Source organism: Marinobacter persicus (assembly GCF_002934325.1).
Lineage (GTDB): Bacteria > Pseudomonadota > Gammaproteobacteria > Pseudomonadales > Oleiphilaceae > Marinobacter > Marinobacter persicus_A.
The window spans coordinates 100,428-117,219 of sequence record NZ_PTIV01000004.1 but is presented as its reverse complement, the minus strand read 5'-3'; the positions used below and the strand labels follow the sequence as shown (position 1 = coordinate 117,219).

General features: G+C 58.9%; 18 protein-coding genes. 17 read left to right on the top strand and 1 reads right to left on the bottom strand.

Annotated elements, in window-relative coordinates; translation table 11 throughout:
• The first annotated feature begins 139 nt into the window (after positions 1–139).
• The 5 genes from guaB to BY454_RS03700 all read left to right on the top strand — a co-directional run bounded on the left by guaB (position 140) and on the right by BY454_RS03700 (position 5,175).
• A complete protein-coding gene (guaB, locus tag BY454_RS03720) occupies positions 140–1,603 on the top strand; it encodes an IMP dehydrogenase (protein WP_104415270.1) in 1,464 nt (487 codons plus the stop codon).
• A gap of 65 nt (positions 1,604–1,668) precedes the next feature.
• Entirely contained in the window at positions 1,669–3,246 is a 1,578-nt protein-coding gene (guaA, locus tag BY454_RS03715; RefSeq protein ID WP_104415271.1) for a glutamine-hydrolyzing GMP synthase, read from the top strand.
• 12 nt (positions 3,247–3,258) lie between these two features.
• Positions 3,259–3,783 carry a tRNA adenosine(34) deaminase TadA gene (gene tadA / locus BY454_RS03710; RefSeq protein WP_104415272.1) on the top strand — a complete coding sequence of 175 codons (525 nt, stop codon included), beginning with the start codon at positions 3,259–3,261 and terminating at the stop codon, positions 3,781–3,783.
• A complete protein-coding gene (galE, locus tag BY454_RS03705; protein WP_104415273.1) occupies positions 3,780–4,772 on the top strand; it encodes a UDP-glucose 4-epimerase GalE in 993 nt (330 codons plus the stop codon). The genes tadA and galE overlap by 4 nt, the downstream gene beginning before the upstream one ends.
• On the top strand, positions 4,765–5,175 hold the full coding sequence (locus BY454_RS03700; protein ID WP_104415274.1) for an HIT domain-containing protein: 411 nt from the start codon (positions 4,765–4,767) through the stop codon (positions 5,173–5,175). The genes galE and BY454_RS03700 overlap by 8 nt, the downstream gene beginning before the upstream one ends.
• Positions 5,176–5,183: 8 nt before the next feature.
• Here BY454_RS03700 and fabR read toward each other — a convergent pair whose 3' ends face one another.
• On the bottom strand, positions 5,184–5,810 hold the full coding sequence (gene fabR, locus BY454_RS03695) for an HTH-type transcriptional repressor FabR (protein WP_104415275.1): 627 nt from the start codon (positions 5,808–5,810) through the stop codon (positions 5,184–5,186).
• A gap of 488 nt (positions 5,811–6,298) precedes the next feature.
• Here fabR and aspS point away from each other — a divergent pair, with 488 nt between their 5' ends.
• From aspS to ybgF, 12 genes are all read left to right on the top strand, one after another.
• Positions 6,299–8,098: an aspartate--tRNA ligase gene (gene aspS, locus BY454_RS03690; RefSeq protein ID WP_104415276.1), complete on the top strand. Its 1,800-nt coding sequence runs from the start codon at positions 6,299–6,301 to the stop codon at positions 8,096–8,098.
• A gap of 60 nt (positions 8,099–8,158) precedes the next feature.
• The gene (locus BY454_RS03685) at positions 8,159–8,902 is read left to right on the top strand and encodes a YebC/PmpR family DNA-binding transcriptional regulator (protein ID WP_104415277.1); all 744 of its coding nucleotides are present in this window, start codon (positions 8,159–8,161) and stop codon (positions 8,900–8,902) included.
• 33 nt (positions 8,903–8,935) lie between these two features.
• A complete protein-coding gene (ruvC, locus tag BY454_RS03680) occupies positions 8,936–9,463 on the top strand; it encodes a crossover junction endodeoxyribonuclease RuvC (protein ID WP_104415278.1) in 528 nt (175 codons plus the stop codon).
• Between the two features lie 30 nt (positions 9,464–9,493).
• Positions 9,494–10,123 carry a Holliday junction branch migration protein RuvA gene (gene ruvA, locus BY454_RS03675; protein WP_104415279.1) on the top strand — a complete coding sequence of 210 codons (630 nt, stop codon included), beginning with the start codon at positions 9,494–9,496 and terminating at the stop codon, positions 10,121–10,123.
• A 163-nt stretch (positions 10,124–10,286) separates the two neighbouring features.
• The gene (ruvB, locus tag BY454_RS03670; protein ID WP_104415280.1) at positions 10,287–11,318 is read left to right on the top strand and encodes a Holliday junction branch migration DNA helicase RuvB; all 1,032 of its coding nucleotides are present in this window, start codon (positions 10,287–10,289) and stop codon (positions 11,316–11,318) included.
• Complete coding sequence (gene ybgC, locus BY454_RS03665) at positions 11,311–11,736, top strand: tol-pal system-associated acyl-CoA thioesterase (RefSeq protein ID WP_258075553.1); 426 nt, start codon at positions 11,311–11,313, stop codon at positions 11,734–11,736. The genes ruvB and ybgC overlap by 8 nt, the downstream gene beginning before the upstream one ends.
• Before the next feature lie 38 nt (positions 11,737–11,774).
• Entirely contained in the window at positions 11,775–12,461 is a 687-nt protein-coding gene (tolQ, locus tag BY454_RS03660) for a protein TolQ (protein ID WP_104415282.1), read from the top strand.
• Positions 12,462–12,501: 40 nt separating this feature from the next.
• Entirely contained in the window at positions 12,502–12,948 is a 447-nt protein-coding gene (tolR, locus tag BY454_RS03655; protein WP_104415362.1) for a protein TolR, read from the top strand.
• Between the two features lie 18 nt (positions 12,949–12,966).
• Positions 12,967–13,974, top strand: coding sequence for a cell envelope integrity protein TolA (gene tolA, locus BY454_RS03650; protein WP_258075552.1), 1,008 nt, complete (start codon positions 12,967–12,969; stop codon positions 13,972–13,974).
• Positions 13,975–14,024: 50 nt separating this feature from the next.
• The gene (gene tolB / locus BY454_RS03645) at positions 14,025–15,317 is read left to right on the top strand and encodes a Tol-Pal system beta propeller repeat protein TolB (RefSeq protein ID WP_258075556.1); all 1,293 of its coding nucleotides are present in this window, start codon (positions 14,025–14,027) and stop codon (positions 15,315–15,317) included.
• Positions 15,318–15,368: 51 nt separating this feature from the next.
• Positions 15,369–15,956, top strand: a complete 588-nt coding sequence (gene pal / locus BY454_RS03640) for a peptidoglycan-associated lipoprotein Pal (RefSeq protein WP_104415284.1) — start codon at positions 15,369–15,371, stop codon at positions 15,954–15,956.
• Between the two features lie 40 nt (positions 15,957–15,996).
• The gene (ybgF, locus tag BY454_RS03635) at positions 15,997–16,779 is read left to right on the top strand and encodes a tol-pal system protein YbgF (protein WP_104415285.1); all 783 of its coding nucleotides are present in this window, start codon (positions 15,997–15,999) and stop codon (positions 16,777–16,779) included.
• Positions 16,780–16,792 lie beyond the last annotated feature (13 nt).

Here is a 16,792-nt window from a genome sequence, read left to right as displayed (position 1 = left end):
CAATAAATCGGCAAAAACCGCGCGGTTTACTGTAGGCGATCACGACTTTATAATAGATCGATTAAGGATTTTGCTTTGCTGTGCCAGCAATGGCGCAGTGCAGAAATCTCAACTTAGCACGTTCAAAAGGCGGATCCCAATGCTGCGTATTGCCGAAGAAGCCCTCACGTTTGACGACGTTCTGCTCGTTCCCGGATATTCCGAAGTCCTGCCCCATCAGGTCGACCTGAAGACCCAGCTGACCAAGGGTATCACGCTGAATATCCCACTGATCTCCTCGGCTATGGATACCGTGACCGAAGCCGAGCTGGCCATCGCCATGGCCCAGGAAGGCGGCGTTGGCATCATGCACAAGAACATGACCGTTGAGCAACAGGCCGCCGCGGTGCGCAAGGTCAAGAAGTTTGAAAGCGGCGTGGTCAAAGACCCCATCACTGTCAGCCCCGGTACCACCGTGCGGGAGCTGGTGGACATCACCATGGCCAACAACATTTCCGGCCTGCCGGTGGTGGACGGCAACGATCTGGTCGGCATCGTGACCGGGCGGGACATTCGCTTTGAAAGCCGCATGGATACGCTGGTTCGGGACATCATGACCCCGAAGGAAAAGCTGGTCACCGTGAAGGAAGGCGCAGATGTGGAGGAGGTCAAAGAACTCCTGCATCGCCACCGCATCGAAAAGGTTCTGGTGGTCAATGATGACTTCCAGCTGCGTGGTCTGATTACCGTTAAAGACATCCAGAAGGCGAAGGATTACCCGCTGGCCTGTAAAGATGACCAGGGGCGCCTGCGTGTCGGTGCTGCTGTCTCCACCGGCGGCGACACCGAAGCCCGCATCACTGCGCTGGCCGAGGCTGGTGTGGATGTACTGGTGGTGGATACTGCCCACGGCCATTCCAAGGGCGTGATTGATCGCGTGCGCTGGGTGAAAGAAAATTTCCCGCAGGTTCAGGTGATTGGCGGCAACATCGCTACCTCCGAGGCTGCCATCGCCCTGGCCGATGCCGGCGCTGATGCCGTTAAAGTGGGTATTGGCCCCGGTTCCATCTGTACCACCCGCATCGTGGCCGGTATCGGTGTACCCCAGATCTCCGCCGTCTCCAACGTCGCCGCAGCCCTGAAAGATCGTGGCGTGCCATTGATCGCTGACGGTGGTATCCGTTTCTCCGGCGATATTGCCAAGGCACTGGCAGCCGGCGCCCACTGCGTGATGATCGGCAGCCTGCTGGCCGGTACCGACGAAGCGCCGGGTGAGGTGGAGCTGTTCCAGGGCCGGAGCTACAAGGCCTATCGTGGCATGGGTTCCATCGGTGCCATGGGTCAAGGCTCCAGCGACCGCTACTTCCAGGACGCCAGCAAGGGCGTCGACAAATTGGTGCCGGAAGGCATTGAAGGTCGTGTGGCCTGCAAGGGCCCGATGCGCAACATCGTGCACCAGTTGGTGGGCGGTATTCGCGCCTCCATGGGCTACACCGGTTGTGCCACTATGGAAGAGATGCGCAACAAGCCGGAATTTGTTCGCATCACCAACGCCGGTATGCGCGAAAGCCACGTACACGATGTGACCATTACCAAGGAAGCGCCGAACTATCGTGTCGGCTAACCCCGCCTGATTCGACCCGGCCCGCTTAAGGGCCGGGTTTGTTTTTTGACAGCCAGAGGACACCCATGGCCCAGAATATCCACGACCACCGCCTCCTGATTCTTGATTTTGGTTCCCAGTACACTCAATTGATTGCCCGCCGTGTGCGTGAGATCGGTGTGTATTGTGAGGTCAAAGCTTTTGATATCACTGACGAAGAGCTGAATGACTTCAACCCGAAAGGCATTATCCTTGCCGGTGGCCCCGAGTCCGTTACTCAGCTTGACTGCCCTCGGGCGCCCGAAGGCTTGTTCGAGCGCGGCATTCCGATTCTGGGTATCTGCTATGGCATGCAGACCATGGCCGAACAGCTGGGTGGCAAGGTGGCCAGCTCCGAAAAACGGGAGTTCGGTTATGCCCAGGTCAAGGTGCGCGCCAAGGGACCGTTGCTGGCTGACATCACGGACCACCTGACCCCGGCCGGCGACTCGCTGCTGGACGTCTGGATGAGTCACGGTGACAAGGTGGTGACCATGCCGGAAGGCTTCGAGCTGCTGGCTTCCACCGAAAGTGCCCCGATTGCGGCGATGCAGGACCTGAGCCGCAACCTTTATGGCGTGCAGTTCCACCCGGAAGTCACCCACACCCTCCAGGGCAAGCGTATTCTTGAGCATTTCGCATTGAACATCTGTCAGTGTGAGGCGCTCTGGACACCGGCCCGGATCGTGGACGATGCGGTGAAGCAGATTCGCGAGCAGGTGGGTTCGGATAAGGTGCTGCTGGGTCTGTCCGGTGGCGTGGATTCCTCGGTAACCGCCGCGCTGTTGCACAAGGCGATTGGCGACCAGTTGACCTGCGTGTTCGTGGACAATGGTCTGTTGCGTCTGCACGAAGGCGACCAGGTGATGGACATGTTTGCCAGCAACATGGGTGTGAAGGTCATTCGCGTAGACGCCGAAGACCTGTTCCTGTCCAAGCTCAAGGGCGTGGATGACCCCGAGCAGAAGCGCAAGATCATTGGCAACACCTTCATCGACGTGTTCGACGACGAAGCGGCCAAGATCACCGACGTGAACTGGCTGGCCCAAGGCACCATCTACCCGGATGTCATCGAGTCCGCCGCTTCCAAAACGGGCAAGGCGCACGTGATCAAGTCCCACCACAATGTGGGTGGTCTGCCAGAGACCATGAAGATGAAGCTGGTGGAGCCGCTGCGCGAGCTGTTCAAGGACGAAGTGCGCCGGATTGGTCTGGAGCTTGGCCTGCCGTACGACATGGTCTACCGCCATCCGTTCCCGGGGCCTGGCCTCGGCGTTCGCATCTTGGGCGAAGTGAAGAAAGAGTACGCCGACATCCTGCGCCGCGCCGATGCGATCTTCCTGGAAGAGCTGCACCGGGCCGACCTGTACCACAAGACCAGCCAGGCCTTTGCTGTGTTCCTGCCGGTCAAGTCCGTGGGCGTGGTGGGTGATGCCCGCCGCTACGAATACGTGATTGCCGTGCGTGCCGTGGAAACCGTGGACTTCATGACCGCCCGTTGGGCACGCCTGCCATATGAAGTACTGGAAACCGTGTCCAACCGGATCATCAACGAGATCACCGGTGTGTCCCGGGTAACCTACGACATTTCCTCCAAGCCGCCTGCCACCATCGAGTGGGAATAAGCGTCGTTTCCGATGGCGTCTGAAAACCAGCTCCCGGATGATCTATTCTGGATGAACCGGGCTCTGCAATTGGCGGCTCAGGCGGCTGAATTGGACGAGGTCCCAGTGGGTGCTGTGGTGGTGCTTGATGGCCGGGAGATTGGGGCTGGCTTCAATGCCCCCATCTCCGGCTGCGACCCCACGGCCCACGCCGAAATCCGGGCGCTACGAGATGCCGCTGCCCGGGTTGGCAACTACCGTCTTTCCGGCGCAACTCTGTATGTGACCCTGGAGCCTTGCACTATGTGTGTGGGGGCCATTGTCCACGGCCGCATCAGTCGGCTCGTGTATGGTGCAACGGAACCGAAGGCCGGAGCGATTGAATCTGCCAGGAACACCCTGGATGAGCCGCACCTGAACTGGCGGGTTGAGCCGGTGGGTGGCGTCATGCAGGAACGCTGCAGCCAGATACTCAGCGATTTTTTCAGCCGGCGCCGGCGGGAAATCCGGCAGCGTCGTAAACAACAAAAAGCAGGGAAGGGGAGCGACCACGTATGAAAGTGCTTGTTACCGGCGGTGCCGGCTATATTGGCAGTCACGTTGTTCGGCAGTTGGCTTCAGCGGGTCACGATATCGTTGTCTTTGACAACCTATCCACCGGCTATCGCTGGGCGGTAACGGCCGGAGAGCTGGTGGTGGGCGACCTGGCGGACGAAGAAGCCATTGAATACCTGTTCTCCCAGCACCGATTCGAAGCGGTACTGCATTTTGCCGCCAACATCGTGGTGCCGGAATCGGTCGCCAACCCCCTGAAGTATTACAGCAACAACACCCGGAACACCCTGAACCTGCTCAAGGCGGTAGAGCGACACCAGGTGCCTTACATGGTGTTCTCGTCCACGGCGGCGGTTTATGGAATGCCCGATGAGACCGTGCTGACCGAAGCCTTGCCCTTGGCGCCGATCAACCCTTACGGTGCCTCCAAGATGATGAGCGAGCGCATGATCATGGACCTGGCCAGTGCCAGTGAGCTTAACTACGTGATCCTGCGTTACTTCAACGTGGCGGGCGCCAATCCCGATGGCTTGCTGGGCCAGGCAACACCCGAAGCCACCCACCTGATCAAGGTGGCGAGCGAGTGTGTCACGGGCCAGCGTGATGGCATGAGCGTGTTTGGTACTGATTATGACACCCGTGACGGAACCTGCATCCGCGATTACATCCATGTGGAAGATCTGGCCAAGGCCCACGTTATGGCGCTGGAATACATGGCTGGGGGTGGTGAATCGCAGGTTCTCAATTGCGGTTATGGCCGGGGCTTCACCGTGCGGGAAGTGATCGATGTGGTAAAAAGCGAATCCGGCGTGGATTTCCCGGTCGAGGAAACCGGTCGCCGCGCTGGCGATCCTGCTGCCCTGATGGCAGACAATACCCGTATTAAAGATGTGCTGGGCTGGCAGCCGGATTACGACGATCTGAATACCATCGTTCGCACCGCGCTGGCCTGGGAGAAAATCTGGCAGGAGAAAAAGACGCAGAATGTTTGAATTGCACCCGAAACTGGCAGCGGATACCCATCACCTTGGCACCTTTGGTTTGTGCGAAGTTCTCCTGATGAATGACAGCACCTGGCCCTGGGTGATTCTGGTGCCGACTGTGCCTGATATTCGAGAGATTTACGAACTGTCGAAAATCCAGCAGATTCGACTGCTCGAAAGTTCTGCCATCCTAAGCAAGGGTATGATGGGCTTGTTCCGTGGCGACAAGATGAACGTTGCTGCCTTGGGGAACATGGTTCCGCAACTGCACCTGCATCACATTGTCCGCCACGAAGGCGACCCCGCCTGGCCGGCGCCGGTATGGGGTAAGCAGGCTCCGGTGCCCTACACAGAAGAAGAGCTGAAAAAGGTTCAGGAAAAACTGCAGCCACTGCTGGAAAAGCTGGTCTGAGCCGGATTTTAATCCAGACCCTGCTGCCACTGTGCCAGGGTCTGGGAGCCCACCAGGATCATCCGCAATTCTGTTTTAAGCTTTACTTTCAGTTCCTCCCGCTCCCGGGAAGTGGCATCCAGTGCCTCGGCCCCCTGATTGAACACCAGGGTTACCATGGATTCCGCCACCAGCCGGGCATCGGACAGCAGCTTTCCCTGTTCCTCGGCAAAACGGTCAAGATCGTCCGCCAGTTCCGCCACAAAGTGATCGATCTCCGCCTTTACGGCGGTACGGAACGTTTTCGACACCCCCGTGCGCTCGCGCAGCATCAGGCGGAACAGGTTGGCGTTATTGCCCAGGTATTCCATGAAGGTATCCACGGAGGTGGCAATGGCACTGCCATCCCGGGCAATCCGCTTGCGGGCCTGACGCATTAACTGGCGGAGCGCAACACCGCCTTCATCAACCAGTGCCAGCCCCAGTTCGTCCAGGTCATCAAAGTGTCGATAGAACGACGTCGGCGCAATCCCCGCTTCGCGGGTGACTTCCCGCAAACTGAGACTGCCGAACCCCCGGTCCGAACTCAGCTGGTTCAGCGCCGCGTCCATCAGCGCCCGGCGGGTTCGTAATTTCTGCTCTGCTCTGGTCGACAAGGCGTGGCTCCATTTACCGCTAAAAACGGGCATTCTAGCCGGCGGGTCATCCAACGTCATCCGCTGACCATATTTGCCCTTCAGTACACCTGATTTCCGGCCCTATTGTGTTTATAATAGGCGGCTTTCTTTTAAGGTCTGAATGGCAGTTTTCAGGCTACGCTCGGAGTAGCGTCAGGTTGGGTAGGGCTTTCCGAAAATTTGCGGAGCCAGGGATGGCGGAGCATAAGCGCCACATGGATGTGCCGCAGGAGCGCTTTTCGGAAAGCCCTACCCAACCTGATGCGGGCGACTTGCCCGATGAGCTAGACCATGCGAGGCAAGCAATCAGGCAGAAGCAAACTTTCCGGGACACACTGTGAATACGTCCCTGTACGCTTGACTGCAGCATCCATGCTGCAGACAGTCCCGGAAAGTTCACTTCTACCTGCTTGCCCAGACAACACAGTTAAACGTAAACGCACACATTAAACGTAACGGGAACCGGTATGCGCAGTCATTATTGCGGTGGGATTAACGAATCCCACATTGATCAGGAAGTCACACTTTGCGGTTGGGTACACCGCCGCCGCGACCACGGTGGGGTCATCTTCCTGGATCTGCGGGATCGGGACGGCATGTCCCAGGTCGTGGTTGACCCAGACACCCCCGAAAGCTTCGCCCTGGCGGAAAAAGTTCGCAGCGAGTTCGTCATCAAGGTTACCGGCCGTGTGCGTCGCCGCCCCGCCGGTACCGAGAACAACAACATGCCCACCGGTCAGGTAGAACTGCTCGGTAAAAATGTTGAAATCCTGAACGCCGCCGCCACCCCGCCGTTCCCGCTTGACGAACACGTGGACGTGGGTGAAGACGTGCGCCTGCGCTACCGCTTCGTGGACCTGCGCCGTCCGGAAATGATCAACCGCCTGCGCTTCCGTTCGCGGGTCACCAGCTACATCCGCAACTTCCTGGACAGCCGCGGCTTCATGGATGTGGAAACCCCCATCCTCACTCGCGCCACTCCGGAAGGCGCCCGTGACTACCTGGTGCCCAGCCGGACCCACGAAGGTTCCTTCTTCGCACTGCCGCAGTCGCCCCAGCTGTTCAAACAGCTGCTGATGGTGTCCGGCGTGGACCGCTACTACCAGATCGCCAAGTGCTTCCGTGACGAAGACCTGCGTGCTGACCGTCAGCCGGAGTTCACCCAGGTGGACATCGAGGCCTCTTTCATTGATGAAGAGACTCTGATGGAACTGAACGAAGACATGGTCCGCTCCCTGTTCAAGGACGTGCTGGAAGTCAGCCTGCCGGAATTCCCGCGCATGCCGCATTCCGAAGCCATGCGTCGTTACGGCAGCGACAAGCCGGACCTGCGTATCCCCCTGGAACTGGTCGACGTTAACGATCTGGTCGAAAACGTGGACTTCAAAGTGTTCGCCGGCCCGGCTAAAGATCCCAAAGGCCGCGTAGCAGCCCTGCGTGTACCGGGTGGCGGTAAGCTGACCCGCAAGCAGATCGACGACTACACCAAATTTGTTGGCATCTACGGCGCCAAGGGCCTGGCCTACATCAAGGTCAACGACATGTCCCAGGGCGTTGAAGGCCTGCAGTCGCCGATCATCAAGTTCCTGGGCGACGAGCCCGTGATGGCCATGATGGAACGCGTGGGCGCGGAAGACGGCGACATCGTCTTCTTCGGGGCCGACAAGACCATGGTTGTTAACGAAGCCCTGGGCGCGCTGCGCGTTAAGCTGGGCCACGACCTGGAAATGCTCACCTGCGAATGGGCACCGCTGTGGGTAGTAGACTTCCCGATGTTCGAGGAAACCCCGGACGGCGGCCTGACCGCCATTCACCACCCGTTCACCGCGCCGTCCTGCAGCCCGGAAGAGCTGGCGGCGGACCCGGCCAACGCCTTGTCCCGCGCTTACGACATGGTCCTGAACGGCACCGAGCTGGGCGGCGGTTCCATCCGTATCCACAGCGAGCAGATGCAGGAAGCGGTGTTCCGCATCCTGGGTATCGGTGAAGAAGAAGCCCGTGCCAAGTTCGGCTTCCTGCTCGACGCCCTGAAGTACGGTTGCCCGCCGCACGGTGGCCTGGCCTTTGGCCTGGACCGCCTGGTGATGCTGATGACCGGCTCCAGCTCCATCCGTGACGTGATCGCCTTCCCGAAAACCCAGAGCGCCACCTGTCTGATGACCCAGGCGCCGGGCGAAGTGGATGAGCGTCAGCTGAAAGAGCTGAACATCCGCCTGCGTCGTTCCGCCAAGGCGGCCGATGGCAACAAGGCAGAGGACAAGGCGTAAATTCTGTTCACCGGGGTGGCGTCATCACGCCATCCCGGTTAACCGAAAGGAGTTTTGATAATGGCTGGACACAGTAAATGGGCCAATATCAAGCACCGCAAAGCGGCCCAGGATGCCAAGCGCGGCAAGATCTTCACCAAGATTATCCGTGAGCTTACCGTGGCCGCCCGCCTTGGAGGCGGTGATCCCAACGACAACCCTCGTTTGCGGGCAGTGGTCGACAAGGCCCTGACCGCCAACATGAAAAAAGACACCATCGAACGGGCTATTGAACGCGGTGCCGGCGGTGGTGACGACAACAACTACGAAGAACTGACCTACGAGGGTTATGGCCCTGGTGGGGTGGCGTTCTTCGTGGAAGTCATGACTGACAACAAGAACCGCACTGTGGCCGAGGTTCGTAACGCCTTCAATAAATCCGGCGGCAATCTGGGCACCGACGGTTCGGTGGCGTATCTGTTCACCAAGCAGGGCATCATCAGTTACGGGCCGGAAGTGGACGGCGACAAGCTGATGGAAGCGGCGCTGGAAGCTGGCGCCGAGGACCTGCAGGAGCAGGATGATGGTTCCTATGAGATTGTCACCACGCCCGAAGAATACCTGGATGTGAAGGAATCCCTGGTCAATTCCGGCCTCAAGCCCGATAACTCGGAAGTGACCATGGTGCCAGCCACTCGCGTGGACCTGGACCAGGAGGGCGCCGAGAAAATTCTCAAGCTGATCGACACGCTCGAGGACCTGGACGATGTCCAGAACGTCTACCATAACGCGGAGATTTCCGCCGAAATCATGGGATCGCTCTGAGGTGATTCCGCCAACCGGGAGCAGGGGAGTCTGATGGCCATCATTCTGGGCGTGGACCCCGGATCCCGCATTACCGGCTACGGCATCATCCGTGTGGAAGGCCGTACCACCGAGTACATCGACAGCGGCTGCATTCGGGTGGGCGAGAAGCCCTGGGCCGAGCGCCTGCAGACCATTTTTCATAGCCTGGCCCTGCTGATTGGCGAGTATCGCCCTGAAGAGTTCGCCATCGAGCAGGTGTTTATGGCCCGCAACCCGGATTCCGCCCTCAAGCTGGGTCAGGCCCGGGGCGCGGCCATTGTCAGTGCTGCCAACAGCGGGTTGCCGGTGCACGAGTATTCGGCCCGCCAGGTGAAGCAGGCCGTTGTAGGCACTGGTGGTGCGGACAAGGCCCAGGTGCAGCACATGGTGCAGGCGTTGCTGAAGCTTTCCCGAAAACCCCAGGCGGATGCCGCCGATGCCCTGGCGATCGCCCTGTGCCACGCCCACATGAACCAGAGCGTGCTGCGCCTGGCATCAACGGGTGGCAAGGTGCGTAGCGGGCGGGTGCGCCGACAATAACTGGCTTTTCAGAGCCAAAGGAGACCTCCCTTGATTGGTCGTGTTCGAGGACTGTTGATCGAGAAAGCCCCGGGCCATGCCCTGGTGGAATGCGCCGGGCTGGGATACGAAATCGATATCCCCTATACCACCTTCTTTCACCTGCCGGACACCGGGCAGGAAGTCACCCTCCATACCCATTTTGCCGTTCGTGAAGATGCTCAGAGCCTGTTTGGTTTTGCCGCGCGCCTGGACCGGGACCTGTTCCGCCTGTTGATCAAAGTGAACGGCGTGGGCCCCAAGCTGGCGGTGGGCATTCTGTCCGGCCTGGATGCGCAGCAGTTTATCCGCTGCGTGGAAACCCGGGACGTCAATGCCCTGGTCAAGTTGCCGGGGGTGGGCAAGAAAACCGCCGAGCGCCTGCTGATTGACATGGCCGACCGCATTGGCCAGTTGGAAGGCCAGTTTGTGCCCTCTGATATCCCCGCCAGTGGCGAAACCGGTGCAGGGATACCCCCTGCCGCCGGCCCGGATCCGGCCGAAGAAGCGGAAGCGGCCCTGATTGCCCTGGGCTACAAGCCCCAGGAAGCCGCCAAGGCCATCGGCCGGGTGGCCGAGCCGGGCATGAACAGCGAGGCTCTGATTCGCCTCGCACTGAAAAACATGATTCCGACCCGCTGACGCGAAACAGAAGCCAATCAAGGGATTGTTGTTAAAACTTCATGACGACAACCTGTAAAGAGCGTAACGTGACTCACACACTGCCCCTTGTACAATCTGCGCAACATGAACAACCGGCAGAGCCGGCAGTTACCCTGTTCATTGCCAGCAACCGGATAACACCATGATCGAATCGGACCGACTGATAACACCAAAAGCCGGCGAGTACGAAGAGGTCCAGGATCGGGCCATCCGACCGACGTTGTTGGCCGAATACGTGGGCCAGCCCACCGTGCGCGAGCAGATGGAAATCTTCATCTCCGCCGCTCGCGCCCGGGAAGAGGCGTTGGATCACGTACTGATTTTTGGTCCGCCAGGTCTGGGTAAGACCACGCTGGCCAACATCATCGCCAATGAAATGGGCGTTGCGATCAAAACCACCTCTGGTCCGGTGCTTGAGAAAGCCGGTGATTTGGCAGCGTTGCTGACCAACCTTGAAGAAGGCGATGTGCTGTTTATTGATGAGATCCATCGCCTGAGCGCGGCAGTGGAAGAGGTGCTGTATCCGGCCATGGAGGATTACCAGCTGGATATCATGATCGGTGAAGGCCCGGCGGCCCGTTCGATCAAGCTGGATCTGCCGCCGTTTACGCTGGTGGGCGCCACCACCCGCGCAGGGTTGCTGACGTCGCCGCTGCGAGACCGTTTTGGCATTGTCCAACGTCTTGAGTTCTACAACCATCGGGACCTGACCGACATCATCGTACGCTCAGCGCGGCTGTCGTCTGTGGATATCGATGAGGCTGGTGCGTTTGAAATTGCTCGCCGTTCCCGGGGTACGCCGCGAATTGCCAATCGCCTGCTGCGTCGGGTTCGCGACTTCGCCGAAGTGCGCAGCAATGGCCACATCAGTTCCGACATCGCTGACCAGGCCCTGAATATGTTGAAGGTGGATAATCAGGGCTTCGACCACATGGACCGTCGTCTGCTGCTGGCCATGATCGAGAAATTCGATGGTGGCCCGGTGGGCGTGGAAAGCCTGGCTGCCGCCATCAGTGAAGAGCGGGGCACCATTGAAGACGTATTGGAGCCGTTCCTGATCCAGCAGGGGTTCATGATCCGGACACCTCGGGGCCGTATGGTCACATCCAACGCCTACCAGCATTTCGGCGTGGTGGCTCCGGCTTCCGGCAAGGAGGATGATCTTTTTGACTGATACTCAGACTTCTTCCCGTTTTGAGTTGCCAATCCGGGTCTACATTGAGGATACCGATGCCGGCGGCATCGTATTTCACGCCAAGTATCTGCACTACATGGAGCGGGCGCGAACCGAGTGGATCCGTAGTGAAGGCGTTGGCCTACGGGCCGGCCTGGAGCACAACATCAGTTACGTGGTCCAGCGCATGAATATTAACTACCGGGCGCCGGCCAAGCTGGATGATCAGTTGCTGGTAACCGCCGAGCCCGACGATTTCTCCCGGGTCTGGATGGCGTTTCGCCAACGGGTCTATCGCGCCTCTGACCGGCAGCTTTTGTGTGACGCCGAGGTGCGGGTGGCCTGCATTGCCCTGGATACCGGGCGGCCCCAGCGGCTACCGGAAAACATGCTGGAAATCCTGCAGAGAACAGCATAACTTACTGAAAACGAATATTTATTGCTTGGGAGTGAACAGTGGAATCGGAACTTTCAGTCTGGCATCTGATTGCGAACGCCGGGGTTCTTGTGCAGCTGGTTATGTTGCTGCTGGCACTGGCATCGGTAATTTCCTGGGCGTTGATTTTTCAGCGCATTCAGGTGTTCCGGAAGGCCCGCGCCGCACAGCTTGAGTTTGAAAACCGCTTCTGGTCGGGAATGGATCTGGGGCAGTTGTACAAGGAAGTGAACGACAACCCCACGCCTTATTCCGGCCTGGAGTCGGTATTTCGGGCCGGTTTCAAGGAATTCTCACGCCTGCGTCAGCAGAGCCGGGATGCCGATGCCGTTATGGAAGGTTCCCAGCGGGCCATGCGGGTGGCTTTCTCCCGGGAGCAGGAGCGGCTTGAAACCCATCTGCCTTTCCTGGCGACGGTTGGTTCCACCAGCCCCTATGTCGGTCTGTTCGGTACGGTATGGGGCATCATGAATTCGTTCCGGGGTCTGGCGCAGGTGCAGCAGGCGACCCTGGCCACCGTGGCACCGGGCATTTCCGAGGCGCTCATTGCCACCGCAATGGGCCTGTTCGCGGCGATTCCGGCGGTTGTGGCCTATAACCGGTTTTCGGCCCGATCAGAATCCCTGCTGAAGAACTACGAGACCTTCGCCGAGGAGTTCTCCAGCATCCTGCATCGCCGCGTGCACAGCAGTGAGCAGGCTGCATGATTAATCGCACCGCGAAGGGGAGGCAGGCAGCATGAGTGGCATGAAAGGCATGGGATTGATGCCGCAGCAGCGGCGTAAGCCAATGGCTGAAATCAACGTGGTGCCCTACATTGATGTGATGCTGGTGTTGCTGATCATCTTCATGGTGACGGCACCCATGCTGACACAGGGTGTGAAGGTGGATCTACCGGAGACCACATCAGAGCCCATTCAGCAGGAGCAAGACGTTGAGCCCATCACGGTGTCGGTGGACAGCAACGGGGCCTACTACCTGGAAGTCGGGGATGAGCGCGGCAATCCGATATCGCTACCCCAGGTGCGTGACCAGGTCAGCAAGATTCTCTCGCAGCGTTCGAATGCCGAGGTGTTTGTGCGGGGTGACGAGTACGTGGATTACGGCGTTGTGGTGCGACTGATGGCCGAGCTTCAGTCTGCCGGCGCCACCGGCATCGGCCTCATAACCGATGCTCCCGATAATAAGCAGTAACCGGTTGGTGGGTTCGTAGTGAAAGGTCATGAACGGGACAGTATCAGTACCGGCAAGGCACCCTGGAAATCACCGGTGGCGTTGTCTGTGGCGCTGCATGTGTTGGTGCTTGGCGTTGCCATGGCTGGCTGGTCCTGGGCGGAGCGGCCGCCTGAGCCCAAACCCAACGTTATTTCGGCCCGGTTGATCAGTCCCGAACCCAAGCCCAGCCCTGTTGTTGATGACAAAGAGCGACAACGGGAAAAACGGGCGGAAGAAGAGCGGGAGCGTCAGCAGGCGGAAGCCGAGCGTAAGCGCCAGCAAGAGCAGAAACGCCTGGAAGCCGAGCGCCAGGCCCAGGCAGAAGCCCGCAAACGTGAGGAAGAGCGCAAGCGTCAGGAGGCCGAAGAGGCCCGCAAGCGCGCTGAACAGAAAGCGCGCGAAGAAGCCGCCAAGCGCAAGGCGGAAGCCGAGGCCAAAGAGCGGGAGCGTCAGCGCCTCGAAGAGAAGCGACGCCAGGAAGAAGCTGAGGCAAAACGCAAGGCGGAAGAGGAAAAGCGTCGTCAGGAAGAGGCAGAGCGCAAGCGCCGGGAAGAAGAGGCCCGTAAAGAGGCGGAACGTAAACGTCTGGAAGCTGAGCGGCGTTTGCGGGAAGAGCAACTGCAGGCCCTGGCAGAGCAAGCTCGTCAGGAGCAGGAAGCCGAGGAACGCCGACGACGTGAAGCGGAGGCCGCCCGGGCCCGGGAAAAGCAGATGTTGTCCGAGAGCGAGAAATACCGGGGTTTGATCCAGAAGCGAGTGATTGATGCCTGGTACATACCCTCATCCGCTACCGAGGATATGGTGGCACGGCTTCAGATCAACCTCCTGCCCACCGGCGAGCTGGTTGGTGTAAAAATACTCGAGAGCAGTGGTAATGCTGCCTTTGATAACTCCGCGCTGGCTGCGGTGCGTTCCGTGAATCGTTACCCGGTTCCGGAAAGCCGGGATACTTTTGAGCGATACTTTCGGCAGTTTACGATCGAATTCAACCCACGACGCCTGTGACGAGACTGGTGATTCCGATGACTCAAGAACAAGTGCCTGTTAAGTCCCCGATGCGTTCATTGGTGCTGGTCTGCATGACCATGCTGATGCTTGCAGCGGGCAGCGCCCGGGCCGAGTTGCTGATTCGCATTACCGAGGGTGTGGAGTCGGCAATCCCGATCGCTGTGGTACCTTTTAAAGAAACCGGCACCATGCCCCCGGGCGATAAGATCAGTAGTATTGTCCGTTCTGATCTGACCATGAGCGGAGAATTCAATCCGTTGGAACCGGAGAAGATGCTTAGCCTGCCTTCCCGTCAGTCGGATGTGTATTTCCGTGATTGGCGCATGCTGGGACAGCGTTACCTGCTGGTGGGTGAGGTCACTCGTCGTGGGGAGCGCCTGGAAGCCCGTTATGAGCTGTTCGATGTCAACCGTGAAGAGCGGATTCTGGGCGAGACCGCGGCAGCTCCGGCCAGCAATGCCCGATCCCTGGCCCACCACATAAGTGATAAGGTTTATGAAGCGATCACCGGCGAAACCGGTGTCTTCTCCACCAAGCTGGCTTATGTCACTGTTACCGGGCAGGGAGATGATATCCGGTACCGCCTGCAGGTCAGTGATATTGATGGTAAGCGCGCCAAAGTCCGCCTGGAAAGCGATGAGCCCATTCTGTCGCCAGCCTGGTCTCCGGATGGCAAAACCCTGGCCTACGTTTCGTTTGAGACTGGCAAGCCGGTAATCTTCACTCACGAACTGGCTACCGGCAAACGTCAGAAGGTGGCAGACTTTCGGGGGCTTAATTCGGCGCCTGCCTGGGGACCCGATGGAAAATCCCTTTTGATGACCCTGTCGCGGGATGGCAACGCAGAGGTTTACAACATGGATCTTTCCACCCGCGAGCTGACCCGGCTGACCAACCACTGGGCAATCGACACTGAAGGTGTCTGGGATCATGCCGGCAGAGGCATCTTTTTTACCTCCGACCGTTCTGGCGGCCCACAGATCTACCATATGGAGCGCCCGGGTGCCGAGGCCCGCCGCATTACCTTTGGCAGCCGCTATAACGCCCGGCCCCGTCCGGGACCGGATGGGCAGTATGTGTACCACGTGCACCAGAGAGACAATGCGTTCCTGATTGCCCGCACGAACCTGAATACTGGCGAAGAAAGTATCGTCACCCGCACGGAAGCGGATGAATCCCCGAGCCTGGCGCCGAATGGCCGGATGCTGATTTACGCAACCGAACAGAATGGTGACAGCGTGCTGACTGTGGTGTCGGCGGATGGAGGCGCCGCCTACAGCCTGCCGGCGGCCGAGGGCGAAGTCAGGGACCCAGCCTGGGGACCGGTGACGACGCGTTAAGCCCTTAACGTCACAAAATAATTACTCATATCACCAAGAGGAAACCCGAGTATGAATCTTTCAATGTCGAGCAAAATGGTTGCAATGTTGTTGGCCGCCGGCCTGGTGGCGGGTTGTAGTTCAACCGGTGAAACCATGGATGACGAAGGCTACGGCTCCGATGTGGAAGCGATCGACCAGGAAGGCGGTGCCACGGTTTATGATGGTACAGGTCAGGAAGGTGGCGTTTCTTCCTCTGCCATGACCGATGAAGAGCGTGCAGCGGCTCAGCGCAAGGCAGAGAGCGAGCAGGCGGCCCAGGCAGCGCTGCGCGATGTAACGACCTTCTATTTCGATTTCGATACCTCTGAAATCAAGCCCGAAGCCCGGGAAGTGCTGATTGCGCACGCGCGCTACCTGGCAGAAAACCCACGTGCGGAAGTTCGTATTGAAGGTCACGCCGATGAGCGCGGCAGCAAGGAATACAACCTTGCACTGGGCGAGCGCCGAGCCAACGCGGTCGAGCGTTTTCTGATCGTCAACGGCGCTTCCCGTGGCCAGACCGAAACCGTAAGTTACGGTGAAGAGAAGCCGGCGGTTCGTGGCTCTGGTGAAAATGTCTGGGCACAGAACCGTCGAGTTGAGCTGGTTTTTGACTAAGCTTGCATTGAAAAGAACCATGTAACTATCGGATGTTCCCATGAGAAAAAAACTCATGGCGGCGGTGCTTGTCCCGCTGGGCCTTGGCCTGGCGGGGCCTCTCCAGGCACAGTCGTCGACGCCGGCATTCCAGAACAACAGTTCCGAGGCCCAGAGAAAAGCGGCCAACAGTCAGGCTACCGCAGAGCTTTTCTACATGATTCAGCAGCTTCAGCAGACCGTGCGTGAACTGCAGGGGCGGGTCGAAGAGCAGGGCTACCAGATTGAACGGCTGCAACAGCAGGGACGGGATCGCTACGTAGATCTGGACCAGCGCCTTCTGGATCTGGCCAAAAAACTGGAGGAGCGTGGCGGCAGTGCTCCTGATTCGTCGCCTGCGGGGGCTTCCGCTGGTTCCGGTGAACAGGAAAAAACGCCTACGAAAGCGTATCGCCCGCCCGAACCTAACGAAAAGCAGGCCTATAACGAAATTATTAGTCTGATTCGTGAGGAAAAGGCTTACGATGCGGCGATAGGGCGCCTGTATGAGTTTATCGACAAGTACCCGGAAGGCGATCTGACAGTCAATGCGTATTACTGGCTGGGCGAAGTCTATCTGGCCAAACCCCAGCTTGAGCAGGCCAAACAGGCCTTTACCATTGTTGCAACCCGCTACGCGGACCATCGCAAGGCACCGGATGCCATCTATAAGCTTGGGGTTACCCTGGAGCGCCTTGGCGAATCAGAGGAGGCCCGGCGGCGTATGGAAAGCGTGGTGAACAAATATCCGGAATCCGGGGCGGCGAAACTGGCGCAGGATTTTCTTGATAACAACCAAGGTTGATCATAAATTCATC